Source organism: Streptomyces longhuiensis, assembly GCF_020616555.1.
Classification (GTDB): Bacteria; Actinomycetota; Actinomycetes; order Streptomycetales; family Streptomycetaceae; genus Streptomyces; species Streptomyces longhuiensis.
In genome coordinates this window covers 3,206,351-3,228,497 of the sequence record NZ_CP085173.1, presented here as the reverse complement: position 1 = coordinate 3,228,497, position 22,147 = coordinate 3,206,351, and the positions used below count along the sequence as shown (strand labels likewise).

General features: G+C 71.6%; 14 protein-coding genes. 6 read left to right on the top strand and 8 right to left on the bottom strand.

What is annotated here, in order from left to right; all coding sequences use genetic code 11:
- Positions 1-95: 95 nt before the first annotated feature.
- The 6 genes from LGI35_RS15055 to pulA all read left to right on the top strand — a co-directional run bounded on the left by LGI35_RS15055 (position 96) and on the right by pulA (position 12,128).
- Positions 96-1,370, top strand: coding sequence for an extracellular solute-binding protein (locus tag LGI35_RS15055; protein ID WP_227294350.1), 1,275 nt, complete (start codon positions 96-98; stop codon positions 1,368-1,370).
- Between the two features lie 105 nt (positions 1,371-1,475).
- Entirely contained in the window at positions 1,476-2,474 is a 999-nt protein-coding gene (locus LGI35_RS15050) for a carbohydrate ABC transporter permease (RefSeq protein ID WP_227294349.1), read from the top strand.
- Between the two features lie 19 nt (positions 2,475-2,493).
- Positions 2,494-3,405, top strand: a complete 912-nt coding sequence (locus LGI35_RS15045) for a sugar ABC transporter permease (RefSeq protein WP_227294348.1) — start codon at positions 2,494-2,496, stop codon at positions 3,403-3,405.
- A 59-nt stretch (positions 3,406-3,464) separates the two neighbouring features.
- On the top strand, positions 3,465-5,168 hold the full coding sequence (locus LGI35_RS15040; RefSeq protein WP_227294347.1) for a glycoside hydrolase family 13 protein: 1,704 nt from the start codon (positions 3,465-3,467) through the stop codon (positions 5,166-5,168).
- A gap of 110 nt (positions 5,169-5,278) precedes the next feature.
- A complete protein-coding gene (locus LGI35_RS15035) occupies positions 5,279-6,661 on the top strand; it encodes an alpha-amylase (protein WP_227294346.1) in 1,383 nt (460 codons plus the stop codon).
- Positions 6,662-6,794: 133 nt separating this feature from the next.
- Entirely contained in the window at positions 6,795-12,128 is a 5,334-nt protein-coding gene (gene pulA / locus LGI35_RS15030; RefSeq protein ID WP_227294345.1) for a pullulanase-type alpha-1,6-glucosidase, read from the top strand.
- A 64-nt stretch (positions 12,129-12,192) separates the two neighbouring features.
- Here pulA and LGI35_RS15025 read toward each other — a convergent pair whose 3' ends face one another.
- From LGI35_RS15025 to LGI35_RS14990, 8 genes are all read right to left on the bottom strand, one after another.
- Positions 12,193-12,711: a GNAT family N-acetyltransferase gene (locus LGI35_RS15025; protein ID WP_227294344.1), complete on the bottom strand. Its 519-nt coding sequence runs from the start codon at positions 12,709-12,711 to the stop codon at positions 12,193-12,195.
- A 4-nt stretch (positions 12,712-12,715) separates the two neighbouring features.
- Positions 12,716-13,426, bottom strand: a complete 711-nt coding sequence (locus LGI35_RS15020; RefSeq protein ID WP_227294343.1) for a TetR/AcrR family transcriptional regulator — start codon at positions 13,424-13,426, stop codon at positions 12,716-12,718.
- A 56-nt stretch (positions 13,427-13,482) separates the two neighbouring features.
- On the bottom strand, positions 13,483-14,559 hold the full coding sequence (locus tag LGI35_RS15015; protein WP_227294342.1) for a PDR/VanB family oxidoreductase: 1,077 nt from the start codon (positions 14,557-14,559) through the stop codon (positions 13,483-13,485).
- A gap of 2 nt (positions 14,560-14,561) precedes the next feature.
- Positions 14,562-15,479, bottom strand: coding sequence for a metal-dependent hydrolase (locus LGI35_RS15010; RefSeq protein WP_227294341.1), 918 nt, complete (start codon positions 15,477-15,479; stop codon positions 14,562-14,564).
- Positions 15,480-15,574: 95 nt separating this feature from the next.
- On the bottom strand, positions 15,575-17,488 hold the full coding sequence (locus tag LGI35_RS15005) for a hypothetical protein (RefSeq protein WP_227294340.1): 1,914 nt from the start codon (positions 17,486-17,488) through the stop codon (positions 15,575-15,577).
- Between the two features lie 55 nt (positions 17,489-17,543).
- Complete coding sequence (locus LGI35_RS15000) at positions 17,544-18,056, bottom strand: tetratricopeptide repeat protein (protein WP_227294339.1); 513 nt, start codon at positions 18,054-18,056, stop codon at positions 17,544-17,546.
- Positions 18,057-18,160: 104 nt separating this feature from the next.
- Entirely contained in the window at positions 18,161-18,961 is an 801-nt protein-coding gene (locus LGI35_RS14995; RefSeq protein ID WP_227294338.1) for a tyrosine-protein phosphatase, read from the bottom strand.
- Positions 18,962-19,037: 76 nt separating this feature from the next.
- The gene (locus LGI35_RS14990) at positions 19,038-22,139 is read right to left on the bottom strand and encodes an alpha-N-acetylglucosaminidase (protein WP_227294337.1); all 3,102 of its coding nucleotides are present in this window, start codon (positions 22,137-22,139) and stop codon (positions 19,038-19,040) included.
- Between the last annotated feature and the right edge of the window lie 8 nt (positions 22,140-22,147).

Below are 22,147 nucleotides of genomic sequence, written 5' to 3'. Positions count from 1 at the left end.
GCCCGGCGGCGGCAACGGTGCGGTCGGCGAGTCGGCAAGGGGTACGGACGGGACCGTCTCCCACCACTTCGGGCTTTCACCCTCTAGGAGATCTCATGCGGCGTGGCATAGCGGCCACCGCGCTGGTGGCGTCCCTCGCCCTCGCGGCGACGGCCTGCGGCGGAAGCGACAGCGGCAGCGACAAGGCGTCGGGGCCCGTCACCATCACGTGGTGGGACACGTCGAACGCCACCAACGAGGCGCCGACGTACAAGGCCCTGGTCAAGGAGTTCGAGAAGGCGAACTCCGGCATCAAGGTCAAATACGTCAACGTCCCCTTCGACCAGGCGCAGAACAAGTTCGACACCGCCGCGGGCTCCAAGGGCGCCCCCGACGTGCTGCGCGCCGAGGTCGGCTGGACGCCGGCCTTCGCGAAGAAGAGCTACCTCCTGCCGCTCGACGGCACCGAGGCCCTCGCCGACAAGGACAAGTTCCAGCCGAGCCTGGTCAAGCAGGCCCAGTTCGACGGCAAGACCTACGGCACGCCGCTGGTCACCGACACCCTGGCCCTCGTCTACAACAAGGACCTCTTCAAGAAGGCCGGCATCGACCTGCCGCCCGCCGACTGGGCCGACCTGAAGGCCGACGCCGCCAAGATCAAGTCGAAGACGGGCGTCGACGGCTACTGGGGCTCCACGCAGGGCTACTACTCCATGCCGTTCCTGTACGGCGAGGGCAGCGACACCGTCGACGCCACCGCGAAGAAGATCACCATCGGTTCGCCCGAGGCCAAGAAGGGCCTCACGGCCTGGCAGGGACTCTTCGACGGCAAGGGCCTGCACAAGGCCGACGCCACCGCCGACGCGTACGCCCACATCCAGGACGCGTTCGTCAACGGCAAGGTCGCCGCGATCATCCAGGGTCCGTGGGAGATCACCAACTTCTACAAGGGCTCCGCGTTCAAGGACAAGGAGAACCTGGGCATCGCGACCGTCCCGGCCGGCTCCACCGGCAAGGCGGGCGCCCCGACCGGCGGCCACAACCTCTCGGTCTACGCCGGCTCGGACAAGGCCCACCAGGAGGCCTCGCTCAAGTTCGTGAAGTGGATGACCTCCGCGGCCACGCAGGAGCAGATCGCCCTCAAGAACTCGACGCTGCCCACGCGTGAGGACGCGTACACCACGAAGGTCGTCACCGACCCGGGCATCGCCGGCTTCCAGAAGGTCCTCACCGCCGCCCAGCCGCGCCCCGAACTGCCCGAGTACAGCTCGCTGTGGGCCCCGCTCGACACCGAGTGGCCCAAGGTCGCCACCGGCAAGGAGTCCCTGGACAAGGGCATCGGCAACGCGCGGACCTCGTTCGCGAAGCTGGTCCCCGACTTCAGCAAGTGACCCCTCTTTGACGGCTGCCGCCGGTTCCGCCCGCGAGGGGGCGGGCGGAACCGGCGGCGCCGCGCCGCACGCACTGAGCAGCCGATCCCCAGAAGGTGCCGAACCATGACAGTCGCCGTCGACAGCACGGCCGCCAAGACGCGCGGCGGCCGCGCGCCGCGCCCCGGCCCGTTCGGGCGCCTGCGGCGCTCGTACCAGAAGCACTGGTACGCGTACGCGATGATCGCGCCGGTCGTCGTCGTGCTCGGGGTCCTCGTGATCTATCCCCTGGTACGGGGCTTCTACCTGACGCTCACCGACGCCGACAGCCTCAACTCGGCGCGCACGATCGGCGTCAACCACATCGACGCCACCTACCAGTTCATCGGGTTCGACAACTACGCCGACATCCTGTGGGGCCCGACCTCCTACGACCGCTTCTGGTCGCACTTCATCTGGACGATCGTGTGGACGGCGCTCTGTGTCGCCCTGCACTACGTCATCGGGCTCGGCCTCGCGATGCTCCTCAACCAGAAGATGCGCGGGCGCACCTTCTACCGGCTGCTGCTCATCCTGCCGTGGGCCGTACCGACGTTCGTCACCGTGTTCTCGTGGCGGATCATGCTCTCGGACTCCGGGATCATCAACTCCGTGCTCGGCTCGCTGCACCTGCCGCAGCCGCAGTGGCTGGAGGACACCTTCTTCCAGCGCTCGGCCGCCGTCCTGGTCAACACCTGGTGCGGCGTGCCGTTCATGATGGTGTCGCTGCTCGGCGGCCTCCAGTCGATCGACCCGGTGCTCTACGAGGCCGCGGAGATGGACGGCGCGAGCCCCTGGCAGCGCTTCTGGAACGTCACACTGCCCGGCCTCAGGTCGGTCAGCTCCACCGTCGTACTGCTCGGTGTCATCTGGACGTTCAACCAGTTCAACGTCATCTTCCTGCTGTTCGGCAACACCGCGCCCGACGCCCAGATCCTCGTCACCTGGGCCTACTACCTGGGCTTCGGCCAGCAGCCGCGCGACTACGCCCAGTCCGCCGCGTACGGCGTGCTGCTCCTGTCGCTCCTCGCCGTCTTCACCTCCTTCTACTACCGCTGGCTGAACCGCAATGAGCAGCTCGCCTGACGCCGCAGGAGCCGCCTCCATGAGCACCACGACCGTCGACACCCCGGCGGCCGGCGCGCAGCCGGTCACCGAAGCCGTCCGCCCGCGCCGGGCGCGCCGGCGCGGCGAACGCAGCCGCCTCGCGACGTTCCTGTCGCACGGCGTGCTGAGCGTCGCGAGCCTGATAGCCCTGTTCCCGATCGCCTGGCTGGTCTATCTGTCGCTCGGCCCGGACAAGGACGACTACCTCCACCCCGGGCGCATCCTCGACAAGGCGACCCTCTCGAACTACTCGTTCGTCCTGGAGCACACCAACTTCTTCAAGTGGCTCGAGTCCACGCTGATCGTGTCCCTGGGCACGACGGTCGTCGGCGTCCTGTTCGCCGCCACCACCGGCTACGCCGTCTCGCGCATGCGCTTCCCCGGCCACCGCAAGCTGATGTGGGTCCTCCTGCTCACGCAGGCGTTCCCGATCGCCGTCCTGATCGTGCCGATGTACGAGATCCTCGGCGACCTCGGCCTGATCGACACGTACGGCGGGCTCATCCTCGTGTACTGCTCGACCGCGGTGCCGTACTGCGCGTGGCTCCTCAAGGGCTACTTCGACACCATCCCGTACGAGATCGACGAGGCCGGCCGCATCGACGGGCTCTCGCCCTTCGGTACCTTCGCCCGCCTCATCGTCCCGCTGGCCAAGCCGGGCCTCGCGGTCGCCGCGTTCTACAGCTTCATCACCGCGTTCGGCGAGGTCGCCTTCGCCTCCACGTTCATGCTCGACGACGAGAAGTACACCTTCGCCGTGGGCCTGCGCAGCTTCGTCAGCGAGCACGACGCGCAGTGGAACTACATGGCGGCGACTGCGGTGTTGATCGCCATTCCGGTGTCCGCGTTCTTCTACCTTGTCCAGAGGAACCTGGTCACCGGCCTCACGGCGGGCGGAACCAAGGGCTGAGCCCGCCCGCTCCGCCCGCCTCCCGCACGCACGCAAACCCCTGACGCAGCAAGGACACCATGAGTCAGCACACTGCCGACACGGCGCAGGCCCCCACGACCTCCGCCTCGACCTCCGTTCCCGCGCAGGCGTCCACCGGCTGGTGGCGCGACGCGGTGATCTACCAGGTCTATCCGCGCAGCTTCGCCGACAGCAACGCCGACGGCATGGGTGACCTCGAAGGCATCCGCGCCCGGCTCCCGCACCTCAGAGACCTCGGCGTGGACGCGGTGTGGCTCAGCCCGTTCTACGCGTCCCCGCAGGCGGACGCCGGCTACGACGTCGCCGACTACCGTGCCGTGGACCCGATGTTCGGCTCCCTCCTCGACGCGGACGCCGTGATCCGCGACGCGCACGGACTGGACCTGCGCGTCATCGTCGACCTCGTCCCCAACCACTCGTCCGACCAGCACGAGTGGTTCAAGAGGGCCCTCGCCGAAGGCCCGGGATCGCCGCTGCGCGAGCGCTACCACTTCCGGGCGGGCAAGGGCGCGAACGGTGAACTGCCTCCCAACGACTGGGAGTCCATCTTCGGCGGCCCCGCCTGGACGCGCGTCGCCGACGGTGAGTGGTACCTCCACCTCTTCGCGCCCGAGCAGCCCGACCTCAACTGGGAACACCCCGCCGTCGGCGACGAGTTCCGCTCCATCCTGCGGTTCTGGCTCGACATGGGCGTCGACGGCTTCCGCATCGACGTGGCCCACGGCCTCGTCAAGGCCGAGGGCCTGCCCGACCTCGGGGCGCACGAACAGCTGAAGCTGCTCGGCAACGACGTCATGCCGTTCTTCGACCAGGACGGCGTGCACGACATCTACCGCGCCTGGCGCCTGATCCTCGACGAGTACGCGGGCGAGCGCATTTTCGTCGCGGAGGCGTGGACCCCCACCGTCGAGCGCACCGCGAACTACGTGCGCCCCGACGAGCTGCACCAGGCCTTCAACTTCCAGTACCTGTCCTCCTATTGGGACGCGACCGAGCTGCGCGACATCATCGACCGCTCGCTCGACTCGATGCGCCCCGTCGGAGCCCCCGCCACCTGGGTCCTGTCCAACCACGACGTCACCCGGCACACCACGCGCTACGCCAACCCGCCCGGCCTCGGCACCCAGCAGCGCGTCGCCGCGGAGCCGGCGCTCGGCCTGCGCCGCGCCCGCGCCGCGACCCTGCTCATGCTGGCGCTGCCCGGCTCGGCGTACGTCTACCAGGGCGAGGAGCTCGGCCTGCCCGACGTCGTCGACCTGCCCGACGAGGTGCGACAGGACCCGTCGTTCTTCCGCGCGGCCGGGCAGGACGGCTTCCGCGACGGATGCCGGGTGCCGATCCCGTGGACCGTCGACGGGCCCTCGTACGGCTTCGGGGCGGGCGGCTCGTGGCTGCCGCAGCCCGCGGGCTGGGGCGCGCTGAGCGTGGAGGCGCAGACCGGGGTGCCCGGCTCGACCCTGGAGATGTACCGCTCGGCGCTGGCCGTGCGGCGCGCGCACCCGGCGCTCGGCGCCGGTGATTCCGTCGAGTGGCTTCAGGCCCCCGAGGGCGTGCTCGCGTTCCGGCGGGAGGCGCGCGGCGACGGCGAGGCGTTCGTGTGCGTCGCGAACACGACGGGCGCCCCGGTGCGCGTGACCGTGTCGGGCCGGGTCCTGCTGACCAGCTCGGCCGCCGACGACATCGAGCAGGGTGACGGTCACGCGGTCGTTCCCGCCGACACGACCGTGTGGTGGACCGTCTGACGTTCTGAACCGTTCTCCCCGGCCCCCGCGCGGCCGGGGAGAGCATCCCCCCACAGCCCCCTGCGATTGGCAGGGACACCTCATCAGCACACCGACGTGCAGGAGGAAACATGGCTATCAGATCGCGGGCGGCCGCGCTCGCCCTCGCGGCCGGCACCCTCATAGGGGCCGCCGGATCCGCCGGGACGGCCCAGGCGGCCCCGCCCGGCACCAAGGACGTCACCGCCGTCCTCTTCGAGTGGCGGTTCGACTCGGTGGCGAAGGAGTGCACCGCCCGGCTCGGCCCCGCCGGCTACGGATACGTCCAGGTCTCGCCGCCCCAGGAACACATCCAGGGCTCCCAGTGGTGGACCTCGTACCAGCCCGTCAGCTACAAGATCGCGGGACGGCTCGGGGACCGTACGGCCTTCAAGAACATGGTCGACACCTGTCACGCGGCCGGCGTCAAGGTCGTCGCCGACACCGTGATCAACCACATGGCCGCCGGATCGGGCACCGGCACCGGCGGCTCCGCGTACTCCAAGTACGACTACCCCGGCACCTACTCGGCCGCCGACATGGACAACTGCACCGCGCAGATCAGCAACTACCAGGACCGCTTCAACGTCCAGGAGTGCGAGCTCGTCGGCCTCGCCGACCTCGACACCGGCGAGGAGTACGTGCGCGGCCGCATCGCCACGTACATGAACGACCTCCTCTCGCTCGGCGTCGACGGGTTCCGGATCGACGCCGCCAAGCACATCGCGGCCGCCGACCTCGCCAACATCAAGTCGCGGCTCAGCAACCCGAACGCCTACTGGAAGCAGGAGGCGATCTACGGCGCCGGCGAGGCGGTCTCGCCCAGCGAGTACCTCGGCACCGGCGACGTCCAGGAGTTCCGCTACGCCCGCGACCTCAAGCGCGTCTTCCAGAACGAGAACCTCGCCTACCTCAAGAACTACGGCGAGGGCTGGGGCTACATGGCCTCCGGGCAGTCCGCCGTCTTCGTCGACAACCACGACACCGAACGCGGCGGCGACACCCTCAACTACAAGAACGGCGCCGACTACACCCTGGCGAACGTCTTCATGCTGGCCTGGCCCTACGGATCACCGGACATCAACTCCGGCTACGAATGGACCGACAAGGACGCCGGACCGCCCAACGGCGGCACGGTGAACGCCTGCTGGCAGGACGGCTGGAAGTGCCAGCACGCCTGGCCCGAGATCCAGTCCATGGTCGCCTTCCGCAACGCCACCCGCGGCCAGTCCGTCACCGACTGGTGGGACGACGGCGCCGACGCGATCGCCTTCGGCCGCGGCGCCAAGGGCTACGTCGCGATCAACCACGAGTCCTCCGCGCTCACCCGCACCTACCAGACGTCGCTCGCCGCGGGCACGTACTGCGATGTGCAGAGCAACAAGGCGGTGAGCGTGAACAGTTCGGGCCAGTTCACGGCGACGCTCGGGTCGAACACGGCCCTCGCCCTGTACGCCGGCAAGTCCGGCTGCTGACCCGGATCCCGGCCCCGCTCCTTACCCGGTAACCCCCGTTCCGGCTGCCCGGCGCGTCCTCCCCGCTCGCGCCGGGCGGCCCTGTCCGCGCACCCCTGAGTCCCTCCCGCCGCCCTCCCGTCGAGGAGTTCCCGTGATACGCCCCGCCCTGCCGCGAAGAACAGCGGCCGTCCTCGCCGTCGCCCTGTGCGCGGCCCTGGCCCCGGCCCTGCCCCTGGCGGCGGCCTCCCAGAAGCCGCCCGCGCCCCCGTCCGACGCGCGGCTCGCCGCCGCGCCCGCGCGGCACGACCTCACGCGCGAGCAGTTCTACTTCGTCATGCCGGACCGCTTCGCGAACGGCGACACCTCCAACGACCGCGGCGGGCTGACCGGTTCACGCTCGGCGACCGGCTACGACCCCACGGACAAGGGCTTCTACCAGGGCGGCGACCTCAAGGGCCTGACCGAGCGGCTCGACTACATCAAGGGCCTCGGCACCACCTCGATCTGGCTCGCCCCGATCTTCAAGAACCGGCCCGTCCAGGGAGAGGGCAAGGACGCCTCCGCCGGGTACCACGGCTACTGGATCACCGACTTCACGCAGGTCGACCCGCACTTCGGCACCAACGCGGACCTCGCGAAGCTGATCGCCCGCGCGCACGCCAAGGGCATGAAGGTCTTCTTCGACGTCATCACCAACCACACCGCCGACACCGTCGACTACGCCGAGAAGGAGTACGGCTACCGCCCCAAGGGCGCCTACCCCTACCTCGACACCCAGGGCCGCCCCTTCGACGACCGCGACGGCGTGCGCAAGGTCGACGCCGACTCGTTCCCGTACACCCCGAAGAACACCGGGCAGAAGGTGCCCGCCTGGCTCAACGACCCGGCGATGTACCACAACCGGGGCGACTCCACCTTCGCCGGGGAGAGCGCCGAGTACGGCGACTTCGGCGGGCTCGACGACCTGTGGACCGAGCGGCCCGAGGTCGTCTCCGGCATGGAGAAGATCTACGAGCGGTGGGTGCGGGACTTCGACATCGACGGGTTCCGCATCGACACCGTCAAACACGTCGACCTGGACTTCTGGACCCAGTGGGCCACCGCCCTCGACGCGTACGCGAAGAAGCACGGCAGGCCCGACTTCTTCATGTTCGGCGAGGTGTACTCCGCCGACACCGACGTCACGTCCCCGTACGTCACCCGCGGCCGCCTCGACGCGACCCTCGACTTCCCCTTCCAGGACGCGGCCCGCGCCTACGCCTCCCAGGGCGCCTCCGCCGACCGGCTCGCCAAGGTCTTCGCCGACGACTACAAGTACGCCTCCGGCAAGGCGAACGCGTACGAGCAGGTCACGTTCCTCGGCAACCACGACATGGGCCGCATCGGCTCCTTCCTCGAGGCCGACGACGCGAAGGCGTCCGACGCCGACCTCGTGCGGCGCGACAAGCTCGCCAACGCCGTGATGTTCCTGTCGCGCGGCAACCCCGTCGTCTACTACGGCGACGAGCAGGGCTTCACCGGATCCGGCGGCGACAAGGACGCCCGGCAGACCATGTTCGCCTCCAAGGTCGACGACTACCTCGACGACGACGAACTGGGCACCGACCGCACCCACGCCGAGGACTCCTACGACACGGGCGCACCGCTCTACAAGGAGATCGCCGCGCTCGGAAAGCTCCGCAAGGACAACCCGGCGCTGGCCGACGGCGTACAGACCGAGCGCTATGCCAAGGGCTCCGTGTACGCGTTCTCGCGCACGGACGCGAAGACGGGCACCGAGTACGTCGTCGCGCTCAACAACGCCGCCGAGGCCAAGGACGCCACCTTCGCGACCGGCTCGGCCGGCACCCGCTTCGACGGGCTCTACGGCACCGACAAGGCCGTGACCAGCGGCTCCGACAAGGACGTCACCGTCACCGTGCCGGCCGGTTCCGCCGTCGTCTACCAGGCCGCCAAGCCGCTGCCCGCCCCCGCCGCCAAGCCGTCGGTCACCCTCCACGCCCCCGCCGCCGGGGCCACCGGCACCGTGACCCTCCAGGCCGACACCGACGGCGGACAGCTCAACCGCGTCGTCTTCGCCGCCCAGACCGGCAACGGCGCCTGGCACACCCTCGGCTCCGTCGACCACGCGCCGTACCGGATCACTCAGCACATCCCCGACACGGTGGCCGCCGGAACACCCCTGCGGTACAAGGCGGTTGTGGTCGACCGCGCCGGACGTACCGCCAGTGACCTCGCCGCGACGACGGCGGGCAAGGCGCCCGCGCCCGCGAAGCCCAGCGCCGTCGACCGCGCCTACGCCGTCGTGCACTACAAGCGGACCGACGGCGACTACGACGGCTGGCAGATCGAGTCACCTGCCGGAACGGGGGACTTCACCGGCCGCGACGCGTACGGCGCCTTCGCCTGGGTGAAGCTCGCCGACGACGCCGGCTCCGGCAGCCTCACGTACACCGTCGAGAAGAACGGCACCGCCGACGGGCCGCAGCGCACCGTCGACCTCGGCGCGACCGGCGAGGTCTGGGTCGAGCAGGGCAAGGACGGCCAGGCCACGACCGCCCCCGACGGCACCTACCCGCCGCAGGACAAGACCAAGGCCGTCCTGCACTACCACCGCGCCGACGGCGACTACGACGGCTGGGGGCTGCACACCTGGACCGGCGCCAAGAACCCCACCGACTGGTCCAAGCCGCTCGAACCCGTGAACGCCGGAAAGCCGGACGCGTACGGCGTCACCTTCGAGGTGCCGCTCGCCGACGGCGCGACATCACTGAGCTACATCCTCCACAAGGGCGACGAGAAGGACCTGCCCACCGACCAGTCCCTCGACCTCGCCGCCAACGGCAACGAGGTCTGGCTCCTCGCCGGACAGCCCCGTCCCGTCCTGCCGCAGACCGGCGGAGCGCCCGACCTGGACCTCGCGAAGTCCGAGGCGCAGTGGATCGACCGCGACACGGTCGCCCTGCCGTCGGACGGCGCGGCGGCCCTGTCCGCCCAGCTCGTCTACGACCGCGACGGCGGCATCACCGTCAAGGAAGGGGCGCTCAGCGACGAAGGGCAGTGGCTGCGCCTGAACAAGGCCGCCGGCGGGCTCACCGACGCCCAGCTCGCCCGCTTCCCGCAGCTGAAGAAGTACGACGCCTACACCGTCGACCCCCGCGACCGCGACCGGGTCGGCGACGCCCTGAAGAGCCAGCTGATCCTCACCCGCCGCATCGCCAACGGCGCGCTCGTCACGGCAACGGGCGTACAGACGGCGGGAGTCCTCGACGACCTGTACGCGCGAAAGGCCGGCGAGGCGTCACTCGGGCCCGTCTTCACCAAGGACGGAGTCACCCTGTCGGTCTGGGCGCCGACCGCCCAGTCCGTCGCCCTCGACCTCGACGGGCTCACCGTCGCCATGCGCCGCGACGACGCGACCGGCGTCTGGTTCGTGAAGGGCCCGCGCTCCTGGCAGGGAAAGCAGTACCGCTACGCCGTGAAGGTGTGGGCGCCCAGCGTCCAGAAGATCGTCACGAACAAGGTCACCGACCCGTACTCCACCGCCCTCACCGCCGACTCGGAGCGCAGCCTCGTCGTCGACCTCGACGCGAAGAACCTCGCCCCGTCCGGCTGGTCGGCGCTGAAGAAGCCGAAGGCCGTGCCGCTGCGCGACGCGCAGATCCAGGAACTCCACATCCGCGACTTCTCCGTCGAGGACCGCACCGCCAAGCACCCCGGCACCTACCTCGCGTTCACCGACAAGGACAGCAAGGGCAGCGAGCACCTGCGCGAACTCGCGAAGGCCGGCACCTCGTACGTGCATCTCCTGCCCGCGTTCGACATCGCCACGATCCCCGAGAAGAAGTCCGGACAGGCCACCCCCGACTGTGACTTGACCTCGTACGGAGCGGCCTCGGAGAAGCAGCAGGAGTGCGTCGCGAAGAGCGCCGCCAAGGACGCCTACAACTGGGGCTACGACCCGTACCACTACACCGTCCCCGAAGGCTCCTACGCCAGTGACCCGGACGGCACCGCACGCACCGTCGAGTTCCGCAAGATGGTCGGGTCCCTGAACGCCGACGGGCTGCGCGTCGTCATGGACGTCGTCTACAACCACACCGCCGCGAGCGGTCAGGCGAAGACGTCCGTGCTCGACCGCATCGTGCCCGGCTACTACCAGCGCCTCATGGCCGACGGCTCCGTAGCCACCTCCACCTGCTGCGCCAACACCGCCCCCGAGAACGCGATGATGGGCAAGCTCGTCGTCGACTCGATCGTCACCTGGGCCAAGGAGTACAAGGTCGACGGCTTCCGCTTCGACCTGATGGGACACCACCCCAAGGCCAACATCCTCGCTGTCAGGAAGGCCCTCGACGCGCTCACCGTCGAGAAGGACGGCGTCGACGGGAAGAAGATCATTCTCTACGGGGAGGGCTGGAACTTCGGCGAGGTCGCCGACGACGCCCGCTTCGTGCAGGCCACGCAGAAGAACATGGCGGGCACCGGCATCGCCACCTTCTCCGACCGCGCCCGCGACGCCGTGCGCGGCGGCAGCCCCTTCGACGCCGACCCGGGCGTCCAGGGCTTCGCCTCCGGCCTCTACACCGACCCCAACTCCTCGAAGGCGAACGGCACCGAGGCCGAGCAGAAGGCCCGCCTCCTGCACTACCAGGACCTGATCAAAGTCGGCCTGACGGGGAACCTCGCCGCCTACACCTTCACCGGCAGCGACGGCCGCACGGTCAAGGGCGCGGACGTCGACTACAACGGCGCGCCCGCCGGATACGCCGACGCGCCGGGCGATGCCCTCGCCTACGCCGACGCCCACGACAACGAGTCGCTCTACGACGCGCTCACCTTCAAACTGCCCGCCTCCACCGCCCCCGCGGACCGCTCGCGCATGCAGGTCCTCGCCCTCGCGACGGCCGCGCTCTCGCAAGGGCCCGCGCTCTCCCAGGCCGGCACCGACCTGCTGCGCTCCAAGTCCCTCGACCGCAACTCCTTCGACAGCGGCGACTGGTTCAACGCCATCCACTGGGACTGCCGCGACGGCAACGGCTTCGGGCGCGGACTCCCGCCGGCCGCCGACAACAAGGACAAGTGGCCCTACGCCACCCCCCTGCTGACCTCGGTGCCCGCCGCGAAGTGCGCGGACATCGAAGGGACGTCCGCCGCGTACCGGGACCTGCTGAAGATCCGCACCACGGAGCCGGCGTTCGGCCTCGCGACGGCCGGGCAGGTGCAGGAGAAGCTGTCCTTCCCGCTCTCCGGCAAGGAGGAGACGCCCGGGGTGATCACCATGCGCCTCGGTGACCTCGTCGTCGTCTTCAACGCCACTCCGAAGACACAGGAACAGCGCGTCGGCGCGGCCGCCGGCACGTCGTACCGGCTGCACCCGGTGCAGGCGGCGGGCGCCGATCCCGTGGTGAAGTCCGCCTCGTACGACGCCGGTTCGGGAACGTTCGAGGTCCCGGCGCGCACGGTGGCGGTGTTCACGCGCTGACCGGAAGGAAAGCCGGACGCCCGGCACGGCAGGGGTACCGAACCTGCCGTGCCGGGCGTTCTCGTCAGCCGACCCGCTTCTCCAGGAGCGTCACCGCGTACTTGCTGCCGCCCGCGCCCGACTTGAACGGCTGCTCGCCCACGACCGCGTAACCCGCGCGCTCGTAGTAGGCCCGCAGCCGGGGGTTCGTCGACACACAGTCCAGGCGGCACAGGGGACGGTCCGCGGCGGCGACCCGCTCCTCGGCGTGCGCGAGCAGCGCGCGGCCCGTACCGGCCGGGGCGCCGCGGCGCACCATGAGGCGGTGCACATAGCCGGCCTCGGGCGGCCGGACGCCCCATGCGGGCTCGTCGTCCCACCACAGCTCGTACGCGCCGGCCCCGGCGCCCTGCGCGTCGTCGGCGAACCACACCTCGCCCTCCTTGATCCGGAGGCGGAAGTGGTCCTCGGTCTTCTCGCCGGGCCGCCACTGGTCGATGCCCCGCTCCACCATCCAGCGCGCCGCCCCGTCGTACAGGGCGACGAGCGCGGCGAGGTCGTCGGGTCCGTCGGATGCCCTGCGGAACGTGAGTCGTGGCGTCATGGAGTCATGATCCAGAGGGGACGGGAACGGGCGCGAGTGCGACAAGGCGCCCGATGAGGTCGCCGAACGTCCCGTCGGCCGGCTCGTCGGCCAGGATGTGGCGCAGCAGACCCGCCATCTCCTCGTCGTACGCGGCGCTCACCGCGGCGAGCGCCGCGAAGTCGTGCACGAGCTGCTCCTCCAGCTCGCGGCGGGGGATGCGCCGCCCGTCCAGCCAGATCAGCGCCGTGGACTCGGCGAGCGAGATCCACGACCGCACCACCAGCTCGAGGCGGGGCGGCGGGTCGGTGACGCCGAGGTGCGTGAGGATCTGGACGTACGCGGCCTGCCGGACCGAGTCGATGAGCGCGTTCGTCGTCGACGAGCCGACGGCAGGGCCGCCCCGCATCAGCGCCGAGAAGCCGGGCCCGTGCTCGTCCACGAAGTCGAAGAACCGCCCCATGACCCGGACGAGGCGGGCCCCGAGCGGACCGTCCTGCGGCTCCTCGAAGCGCTGCGCGAGATCGTCCGCCGCGCGCCGCAACGCCGCCTCGTACAGGCTGAGTTTGCCGGGGAAGTAGTGGTAGACCAGGGGCCGGGAAATGCCCGCGGCAGCGGCTATCTCGTCGATGGAGACGTCGTCGGGGGAGCGGTGGCTGAACAGTTCGAGTGCGACCCCGATCAACTGCTGCCGCCGCTCCTCGACTCCCATCCTGCGGCGCACCCCGGTTGTCATACGAACACCCTACCGAGCGATTCCGGCCTCGTGCGGAGCACGTCCGCACGAGCCGGTCACAGGTCGAGCACGAGGCGCTCCCCACGCGCCCGGGAGACACAGATCAGCATCGAGTCGTCACGCTCCGAGTCCGTGAGCAGCTCGTCCCTGTGGTCGATCTCGCCCTCCAGGACCCGCTGTTGGCACGTCCCGCAGAACCCCTGCTCGCAGGAGTACGACACGTTCGGCACCTCGGCGCGCACCGCCGCGAGCACCGAAGTACCCGCCGGTACGGGGACGGTGCGGCCGCTGCGCCGCAGTTCGACCTCGAACGGCCCGTTCCCGTCGGCCGACGTGTGCGGCGCGAACCGTTCCAGATGCAGCCGGCAGTGGCCGGGAAGCGCCGCGGCCACCGCCTCCATCAGCCCTTCGGGCCCGCAGCAGTAGACCGCGGTGTCCGGCGCCGAATCCGCGAGCAGGCCGGCCAGATCGGGGCGCCCGTCCTCGTCCTCGGCGACGACGCGCACCCGGCCCCGCTCGCCGCCGAGCTTCTCCGCCTCCTCCAGGAACGGCATCGACGCGCGGGTGCGGCCCGCGTACAGCAGCCGCCAGTCGGCGCCCCGGGCTTCGAGGGCCCGCAGCATCGGCAGGATCGGGGTGATGCCGATGCCGCCCGCGACGAACACGTACGACGGGGCGCCGGCGGTCAGAGGGAAGCGGTTGCGCGGCCCGCGCACCTCGACCTCCAACCCCTCCTGGAGCTGCTCGTGCACCTCGCGCGAACCGCCCCTGCCGTCCGCGATGAGCCGCGTCGCGACGGTGTACGACGAGGTGTCCTCGGGGTCGCCGCACAGCGAGTACTGCCGGATCAGCCCCGACGGCAGGACGAGGTCGAGATGCGCGCCGGGCTCCCAGGCGGGCAGGTCCCGGCCCTCCAGGCGCAGCTGGACGACGCCGTCGGCGACGGACTCGTGCCGGGTGACGAGGAGCCGCAGGGCACGCGCGCGCGGACGCCCGGAGACGGGCTCGTCGAGCGCGGGCATCGGCCACAGCGGGGACGCCTGGATGCGGCGGCGCAGGGCGCGGCGCGCGAGCAGCGCGGATCCGGTGACGAGCAGGACGGTACGCAGCCGTGGGGTGCGGAGGCGGGGCATGGTCAGACGGCTCCGTTCGGGGTCCGGGCTTCCGCCGCCGTCGCGGCGGGCGAGGTGGCCAGATAGGCGACCGCCTGCGCGGTGCTGCCCTCCTGGGAGGGGTGGTACGAGCGGCTGAGGTAGCGCGGGATGGACTTCACCATGGCGCCGGTGGAGGGCAGGACGCCCCGCTTCCCGCCCCGGTAGAACTCCTTGAACGACGCCTTGCCGTCGAGCACCGTCGGGTCGTTCTCCATGAAGAAGCGCGCACCGCGCTGCCACAGGAACATCAGCGCCGAGAACGCGAGCGCCCAGGTCCGCACCCGGCGCCGGTAGCCGCCGTCGACGTGCTCGAACAGCTCGAAGGCGACCGAGCGGTGCTCGACCTCCTCCGCGCCGTGCCAGCGCAGCAGGTCCAGCATCGTGGGGTCCGCGCCCCTGCGGTCCAGCTCGTCCGCGTTCAGCACCCAGTCGCCGAGGAACGCCGTGTAGTGCTCGATCGCGGCGATGAGCGCGACCCGCTCCATCAGCCACCACTCGCGCGCCCGCCCCGGCGGCAGCGTCCGGTCACCGAGCAGCTTCTCGAAGAACCAGTCGACCTGAGCGGTGTACGGGGTCGGGTCGAGCCCCTGCTCCTTGAGGTGCGGCAGCACCTCGTCGTGGGCCTGCGAGTGCATGGCCTCCTGGCCGATGAACCCGATCACGTCCTCGCGGAGCCGGTCGTCGCGGATGTACGGCAGGACCTGCTTGTAGACGTGCACGAACCACCGCTCTCCGGCGGGCAGCAAGAGATGCAGCACGTTGATCGTGTGCGTGGTGAACGGGTCGTCCGGTATCCAGTGCAGCGGTGTCCTGTCCCAGGAGAAGGAGACCCTGCGTGCCTTGAGCGCGACGTGCTCGTCAGCGACGGGCCGCGGTGCCCGGCTCTGCGTATTAGACATGGCGTCAATGTACTGACGGGTAGGGGGCGGGTACACCCCTCGTGCGCCGTTTTCTTTACGGACGTGTCAGCAAGGGTGTCCCGGGGCGCCGGGGTTCAGCGCAGGGCGCCCACCTCGCGGCCCGTCGACGTGCGGCCGGTCAGCTTCGTCCTGGCCCCCTGCCGGGTGGGCGCGGCCAGCACGTTGTCCCTGGCGCGGGCTCCGCCCGACGACGCGATCGACGTGACCTGCCTGCTCGCGGCGGCCACCACGTACCAGGTGCCGCCCCGCGACTTCCACAGCACGCCCGCGAGGACCAGCGGGTCCCGGCTGCCGCAGGCCGGGGTCCCCTCCGCCTTCGCGGCGACCGCCGCCGTCGTCCCGCCGGGAGCCGTGAACAGAGCCAGCGTCCGCGCCCCGCCGCCCCGCCAGGTGTCGGCCCGCGCGCACACCCAGTCCGCCGCGCCGCTGCCCTCGGGGAGCTGCTGACGCGCGTACGCCCAGGAGTTGACGGTGCGCACGCCGTGCGAGCGTACGGAGGTGAGGGAGCAGGCCGAGTGCTGCCAGTCGGCGGCGACCGCCTCGCGCGGTGCGCCGGGGCGTCCCGCGGTGAGATGCGCGGGCACCAGCTCGCCGAGGTCGGTCGAGAGCCGCGTGCCCGCGTCGTCCCGCAGTGCGAGCGCGTTCCAGGACGCGCAGTCGCGGGCGAGCGCCGGGCTGGCGAACGGGGTCGTCACGCCGTCGGGGGCGCGGCCGAGCGGCATCGGCGCCGCCGACGGTTTCAGCAGGTTCCGCACGGCGGCGCCGCGCACCCAGGGCGCCGTCAGATAGCGCACGTTGCCGTCGGCCCGGTCCACGACCAGGGCGCCCGCCTCCGGACCCGTGGCGCCGTCCGCCCGCGCGAAGTCGAGCGCGGCGCCGCTCGTGCCGTCCTTCGGCTCCGCGTACCGCACGATGCGCAGCCCGTCGTAGAACAGCACGATCCGCGCCTGGTCGACCTCGCCCGCGTACAGCAGCTGAGGGGGGCCGGGCGGGGCGCCGGCCTGGGTGCCCGGTGTCGCGGAGACCTGGACGGAGCCGCCGGGCCGCGCCCAGACCGCGAGAGCACGCCGCAGCAGCGGCCGGTCGCCGGTCAGGGAGCCGCGCGCCGGCCAGACGGAGAAGTCCGTGCGGGCCGACGTCTGCCACGCCGTGGCCGGGACCCTCGTCAACCTGCCGGGATCCAGGGCGGCCAGGCCCGCCGGGTTCTGCGCGTACGCGGGCGCCGCGGCCCCGTCCGGTGCCCAGCCGCCGCCCGGCAGGCCGAGCAGCGCCCCGCACACCAGCGTCGCCGCGGCGGCCGCGATCACGGCTTTCACATGCTGCCTGCGTCGCATCAGGTCCGGCGGCCTGGCCTGGAGCGAGCAGGGGTCGAACTCGGTCGACTCCAGCAGGGCGAGCGCGTCCTTGCCCGCGGGCAAGGCCACGCCGTCCGCCTCGGCGAGCGCCGCGTCCGGGTCCTCGGCGCCGGCCGCGGCCAGCATGTTCCGTACGGCCCTGTCGTCGAGCCGTTCGAGGCCGCGCAGGACGAAGGCGGCGCGGCCGGGGCCGCTGAGCGCGGACAGCCCCTGGTCCAGGGCCAGTTCGTCGGCACCGCCCGAGCGCGGGAAGAGCCGCAGGCCCCACACCTGAGGGAGCAGCGGCGGCAGCTGCGAGCGCCGCGGCCAGGCCCTGCGCCGCAGCGGGCGGCCCGCGTCGAGCGCGGTGCGCAGGACCCTGAGCCGTACGAATCCGTAGCCCGGATCGCCGTTGCGGCCCTCGGCCGTGCGGGGCGCCGGGACGGCCGCGGCGTCGGCCGAGGTACGCGCGCGCGGCAGGGCGCGCTGGGTCAGGGAGTGCGCCGTGAGCACCCGGCGGTTGCGGCCGAGGCTGGGCGGGAGCACCAGATAGGCGAGCCGGACGAGCCGCGGGTAGTGCTCGACGAGAGCGGCCTCGGCCTGCTCCACGTCGACGACCGGACCGGGACGGGGGACGACATCCTGTGACTGCACCTTCGACTGCACGTTCAGCTGAACGAGCGAATCGTCGGATGGTCACTTCACACTGTCACCCCGGCTCCGGCTCCGGTTCCACCAGCAGGCGGGCGTAATTCGCCATCGACCTCTGGTATCGGGGCAGATGGGGCGCCAGCGCGCCGAGGGCGAGCGACAGGCCCTCGCGGTCCCGGCCCAGGCTCGACAGGCACAGCGCCAGCGTGGCGCGCACGGCGTCGTCCAACTCGTCCGAGGGCGCGTCGAGTTCGGGCGTGAGAAGCGCCACGCCTTCCTCGGGCCGGCCGATGTTGCGCAGGGAGCTGGAGAGCTGGATCTTCGCGCGGCGGCCCCGGTAGCCGGACAGGCCGAGCTTCAGGGCCTCCTGGTACAGCGGCACGGCCCGGTCCGAGTGGCCGGTCGAATCGAAGGCGCTGCCGCGCTCGAACGGGCCGACCGGGCTGTCGTCCGGCAGCTCGGCGACGAGGTCGTCGATGACGGCGCGGAAGTCGCCCGCGGTGGACTCGTCGTAGCCGTCGATGCCCGCCCACGCCGCGGCCAGGCGCGTTTCCCAGTCTTCGCTGCTCATCGGGTCACCATGGCACGGATGTGCCCACACGGCACAGGGGTTTCTTCGGGACCCGAGCCGTCCGAGGCCCCTGGCGATCCGCGCCCCGCGCCCCCACGCCCGCGTCACCCGGCCGTCAGCCGCTGCCGGATCCGCTCCACCGCCTCGTCCGGCACCCCGAGTCCCTCGCGCACGTACCTCGCGAAGTGCCCGTACCGCGCCACCACCTCGTCCTGCGCGGCGTGCAGGTACGACGCCCGTACGCCGATCAGCGCGAGCGCGATCTCCGGGTCGCCGCCCTGGGCGGTGAACCCCTCGACGAGCGGCGCGAAGGCCTCCCGCACCGCCGCGTTGACCGACAGGTACTCCGCCTCCAGGGCCGCGTCGTCCGCGCCGAGGAGCGTCAGGACGATCGTCGCGGCCCAGCCGGTGCGGTCCTTGCCCGCGGTGCAGTGGAAGAGCAGCGGGCCCGTGTCGGGGTCGGCCAGTTCGGTCAGGAGCGTGCGGTAGGCGGCCCGCGCGGACTGCGTCGAGACGAGGGCGCGGTAGGTGTCGGCGAAGAGCGCCTCGGCGCGCCCGCCGCCGAGCTTCTCGTCGGCGAGCGCCGGGTCGGACAGGACCTGCTTGAGCTGCGCGGCGACGGGCGCGGCCCCGGTCTGGGCGATCTTGTCGGCGAGCGCGTCCGCGACCAGGACGTGGACGCCGTCGGGGACGTGGTCCGGGTAGGAGGCGCGCTCCGCGTTGGTGCGGAAGTCCACGATCGTGCGGACACCGAGCGCGGAGAACTCCGGATCGGCGGCGGGGTCGAGCCGGTCGAGCTGCCCGGCCCGCAGGGCGAGGCCCGGGCGTACGGCACGGCCGCCGGACAGCGGGATCCCGCCGAGGTCACGGAGGTTGGCGACGGTGGTGGAGGGGATCGCGGGCATGGGCGGGACTCCAGAGGTCGCAGCCGTGACCGGACACACGGCTTTTGTCCCGCCCATTCTGACCCAGCGCCAGGCCCTACCCGAGCTGCCAGCCGTCGAACTCCACGGTGCCGCGCGCCCCGCCGCCGCCGTTCGTCGCCGTCATGAAGAGCCCCACGTCCTGTGTCGCCGCCGCCCCCGGCACCGTCACGGTCGCCACGGTCCGCCAGGTCGCCCCGTCGTCCGTCGAGCACTCACCCGTGTACGAGCCGCCGGACCGCGTCAGCCTCAGCGTCACCGGCGCCTTGATCCCGGTGATGCGCCGGTACGTGTCGAGCGTGCCGTCCCCGTTCGTGTCGTACGACAGCACGACCCCGTTGGACGGCGTCACGGACAGGTTCAGGAACCCCGGGGAGCCCGGCGTCGCCAGGGAGTTGCGGACGATGAGGCCCGCCCGCGCCCACGCGCCCGTGACGGCCTGCGACGTCACCTTCACCTGTGCCGACGACCCGTCGGCGAAGGCGCCCTCGCGGTACGCCGAGCCGAACTCCGTGGTCCCCTTCCACAGGTCGGCGCCGGCCCCGTCGATCGCGTACCGGTCGCCCAACTGTCCGAAGACGGCGGCGTTGTCGGTGACGGTCCGCCAGGCGTCGCCGAGCGGCCCGGCCTCGAAGAGCGTGCCCGCGTGGACCGACGTCACCCGGCCCTCGCCCTGCGGCCCGTACCGCACGGAGAGCTCGTAGGGCAGGGGACGCAGCGGCCGGTCCAGGGGCGTGCCGGGGGCGCTCGCCTGCCAGCGGACCTTGCCCGTGCCCGCGGGCGCGACGCTCGGCAGGGACGTGGGGCCCTCGGGCGTGGCGTCGATGCCCGACAGGGTGAAGTCCACGCGGCCGGTCGCCCGCAGCCCGTTGACGTTGCGGAAAGCGGCCTCCACGCGCGCGTGCCCGCCGGGAGGGAACGCGGCCGGCTGGGCGGTGACGGTCAGCGAACCCTGGTGGGGCGCCCGTGCGAGCACGTCCCGCACGCGCGCGGCCGTCTTGTACGCGTCCCCGATGGGCCGCAGCGGATAGTCCTTGCGCTCCAGGGTCCACTTCTCCTCGAACGCGAACCAGTCGACGGCCGCGGGCGCCGACCCGGTGGCCAGCGCGTCCTCCAGGGCGTCCAGCCACTTCTGCCAGCGCGGCACGTAGAAGTCGGACATCAGGCCGTGCCACTCGCGGTTGGCGTACTCGTGCAGGTTCCCCGGGTCGGAGGTGGCGCGGTCGCCCCACACCGTGATGAGCACCTTCGCCGTGCGCTCGAACTCGGCGCGCTCGCCGTCGCTCGTCGCGAGCCGCCGCGCGTCGTCGATCCACGGCCCGAGCAGGAACGCCGGATGCGTCCCGGTCACGTCGTCGGACAGCCGCATCAGCTTCAGCCACAGCGTCGCCAGGGACCGGAACGTGTCCCGGTCCTTCCGCGCGTAGGCCGCCCGCAGCTGCGGCAGGAGCTGCCGCGAGCGGTGCGCGAGCGCCTGCCGCGCCACGTCCACCAGGTCGTACTTGTACGCGGCGGAACCCCGGAGCCCGCCTGCGACGCCGAGCAGCCCGCTCAGGGCCGCGTCGAAGCGCCCCGGATCGTAGGTGAGGGCGCGGGGCGCGTACTCGGAGGCCCGGTTCGCGGCCAGGTCGGGCCGGGCACAGAACAGCGAGTCGTGCGCGTCGCTGCGCTCCACCGCCGTGTGCTGGTACGCGGTGTCGTGCAGGGCGCGCCAGGCGGCCCGCGCGTCCGCGTCCCGGGCCCCGTAGCGGAAGTCGGCGTACCCGGAGAACCAGGCCGCCCGGTCCATCTTGTCCCCGGTCCACGCGAGTTCGGAGAACAGCTCGAAGGCCGCCGGGTCGCGGTCGGTGCCCTCCGGCATGAAGGCGGTGCCGGTGAGCGCGCTGCCCGCCTTGTCGCGCCACGCGAAGAACTTCTCGTTCCAGACGTGGGCGCGGGCGCCGATGGTGGTCCGCCCGCCGAAGTTGGGGATCGTGCCGAAGGCGTACGGCGTGCCGCCCCAGTCCTTCTCGCGGTCGGTGACGGTCGTGAAGCGGTCGGAGACGCCGTCGACGATCAGCATGCGCTTCTTGTCGATCGCGTCGATGAGCGCGGGCAGCGGGTTGGCCTCCCAGCCGAGAATCACCCACGTGGCTCCCGGGTGCGCCTTCTGGAGGGCCTTCTCCACGCCGCGCGCCGCGTCCGGCACGGGCACGTCACCGGCGGTGCCGCCCTCGTGCAGCAGGTCCATCTTGAAGTGCCCGGCCGCACCGAACAGGTCCCGCTGATGCCCGTAGAACGAGGCGGCCACGTCGGCGAAGGACCGGGTGCGCGGGTCGAGCCAGTCGGGCCGGTCGAAGCCGTGCCACGTGCCCTGCGGCACGACGTGCGCGTCGCCGCCGTTGCGTTCCACGAAGCCGTGGGGGACATGCCCGTAGTAGCCGGGGAACACGGGCGACATGCCGAGCTCGCGCAGCCTGACGGTGATCTTCCGGCCCAGCTCCACGCGTTTCGCGATGAGTTCGGGCGAGAGCGGTCCGCCGTACCCCGACAGGTTCTGCAGGAGCCACCACGGCTGGTGCGTGGGGGCGGGCAGCCAGGCGCGCGACTCCGCGTCGCTGTACCCGAAGTCCTTCAGGACGCGCTCGTACACGGCCTCCGTGCCCGCGATGACGAGGACCTCGTTGCAGCCGTGCAGCGCGAGGACGTCGATCATCCGCTCCCAGTACGGCCAGTCGGCGTACGGCGCGGTGTAGCCGTCGTTCGTGTCGTTGAGCGCGAACCGGTGGGGGAGCGTGGTGGATCTCTCCAGCGGGCGCGGGGGCGCCGGCAGCGTCTTCGGCAGGTCGAGCTGGCTGCCGTTCCACGCGATGTGCGCCCCGCAGACGTACTTGAGATACCAGTGAACTCCCGTGAGCAGCACGGCCGGTGTCGTACCGGACACCGCGATCCTTCCCCGGGTGCCGGTCACCCGGAACCGGTCGCCGCCCTGCGGGGCGAGGAGTGTGAGGCCGAACTGGTCGGCGTGTCCGGGGAGCAGTCTGTTGAGTGCGGAGCGTACGGGAGCCGTATCGAAGGCAGGGCCCTCGGCGGCGTGAGCCGTGACGGGGAACCCCGCGACGGCTCCCAGGCCGATGGCGCCGGCGGTGCCGAGGACGGAACGTCGCGACGGTGCGGTCATAGGTGTGC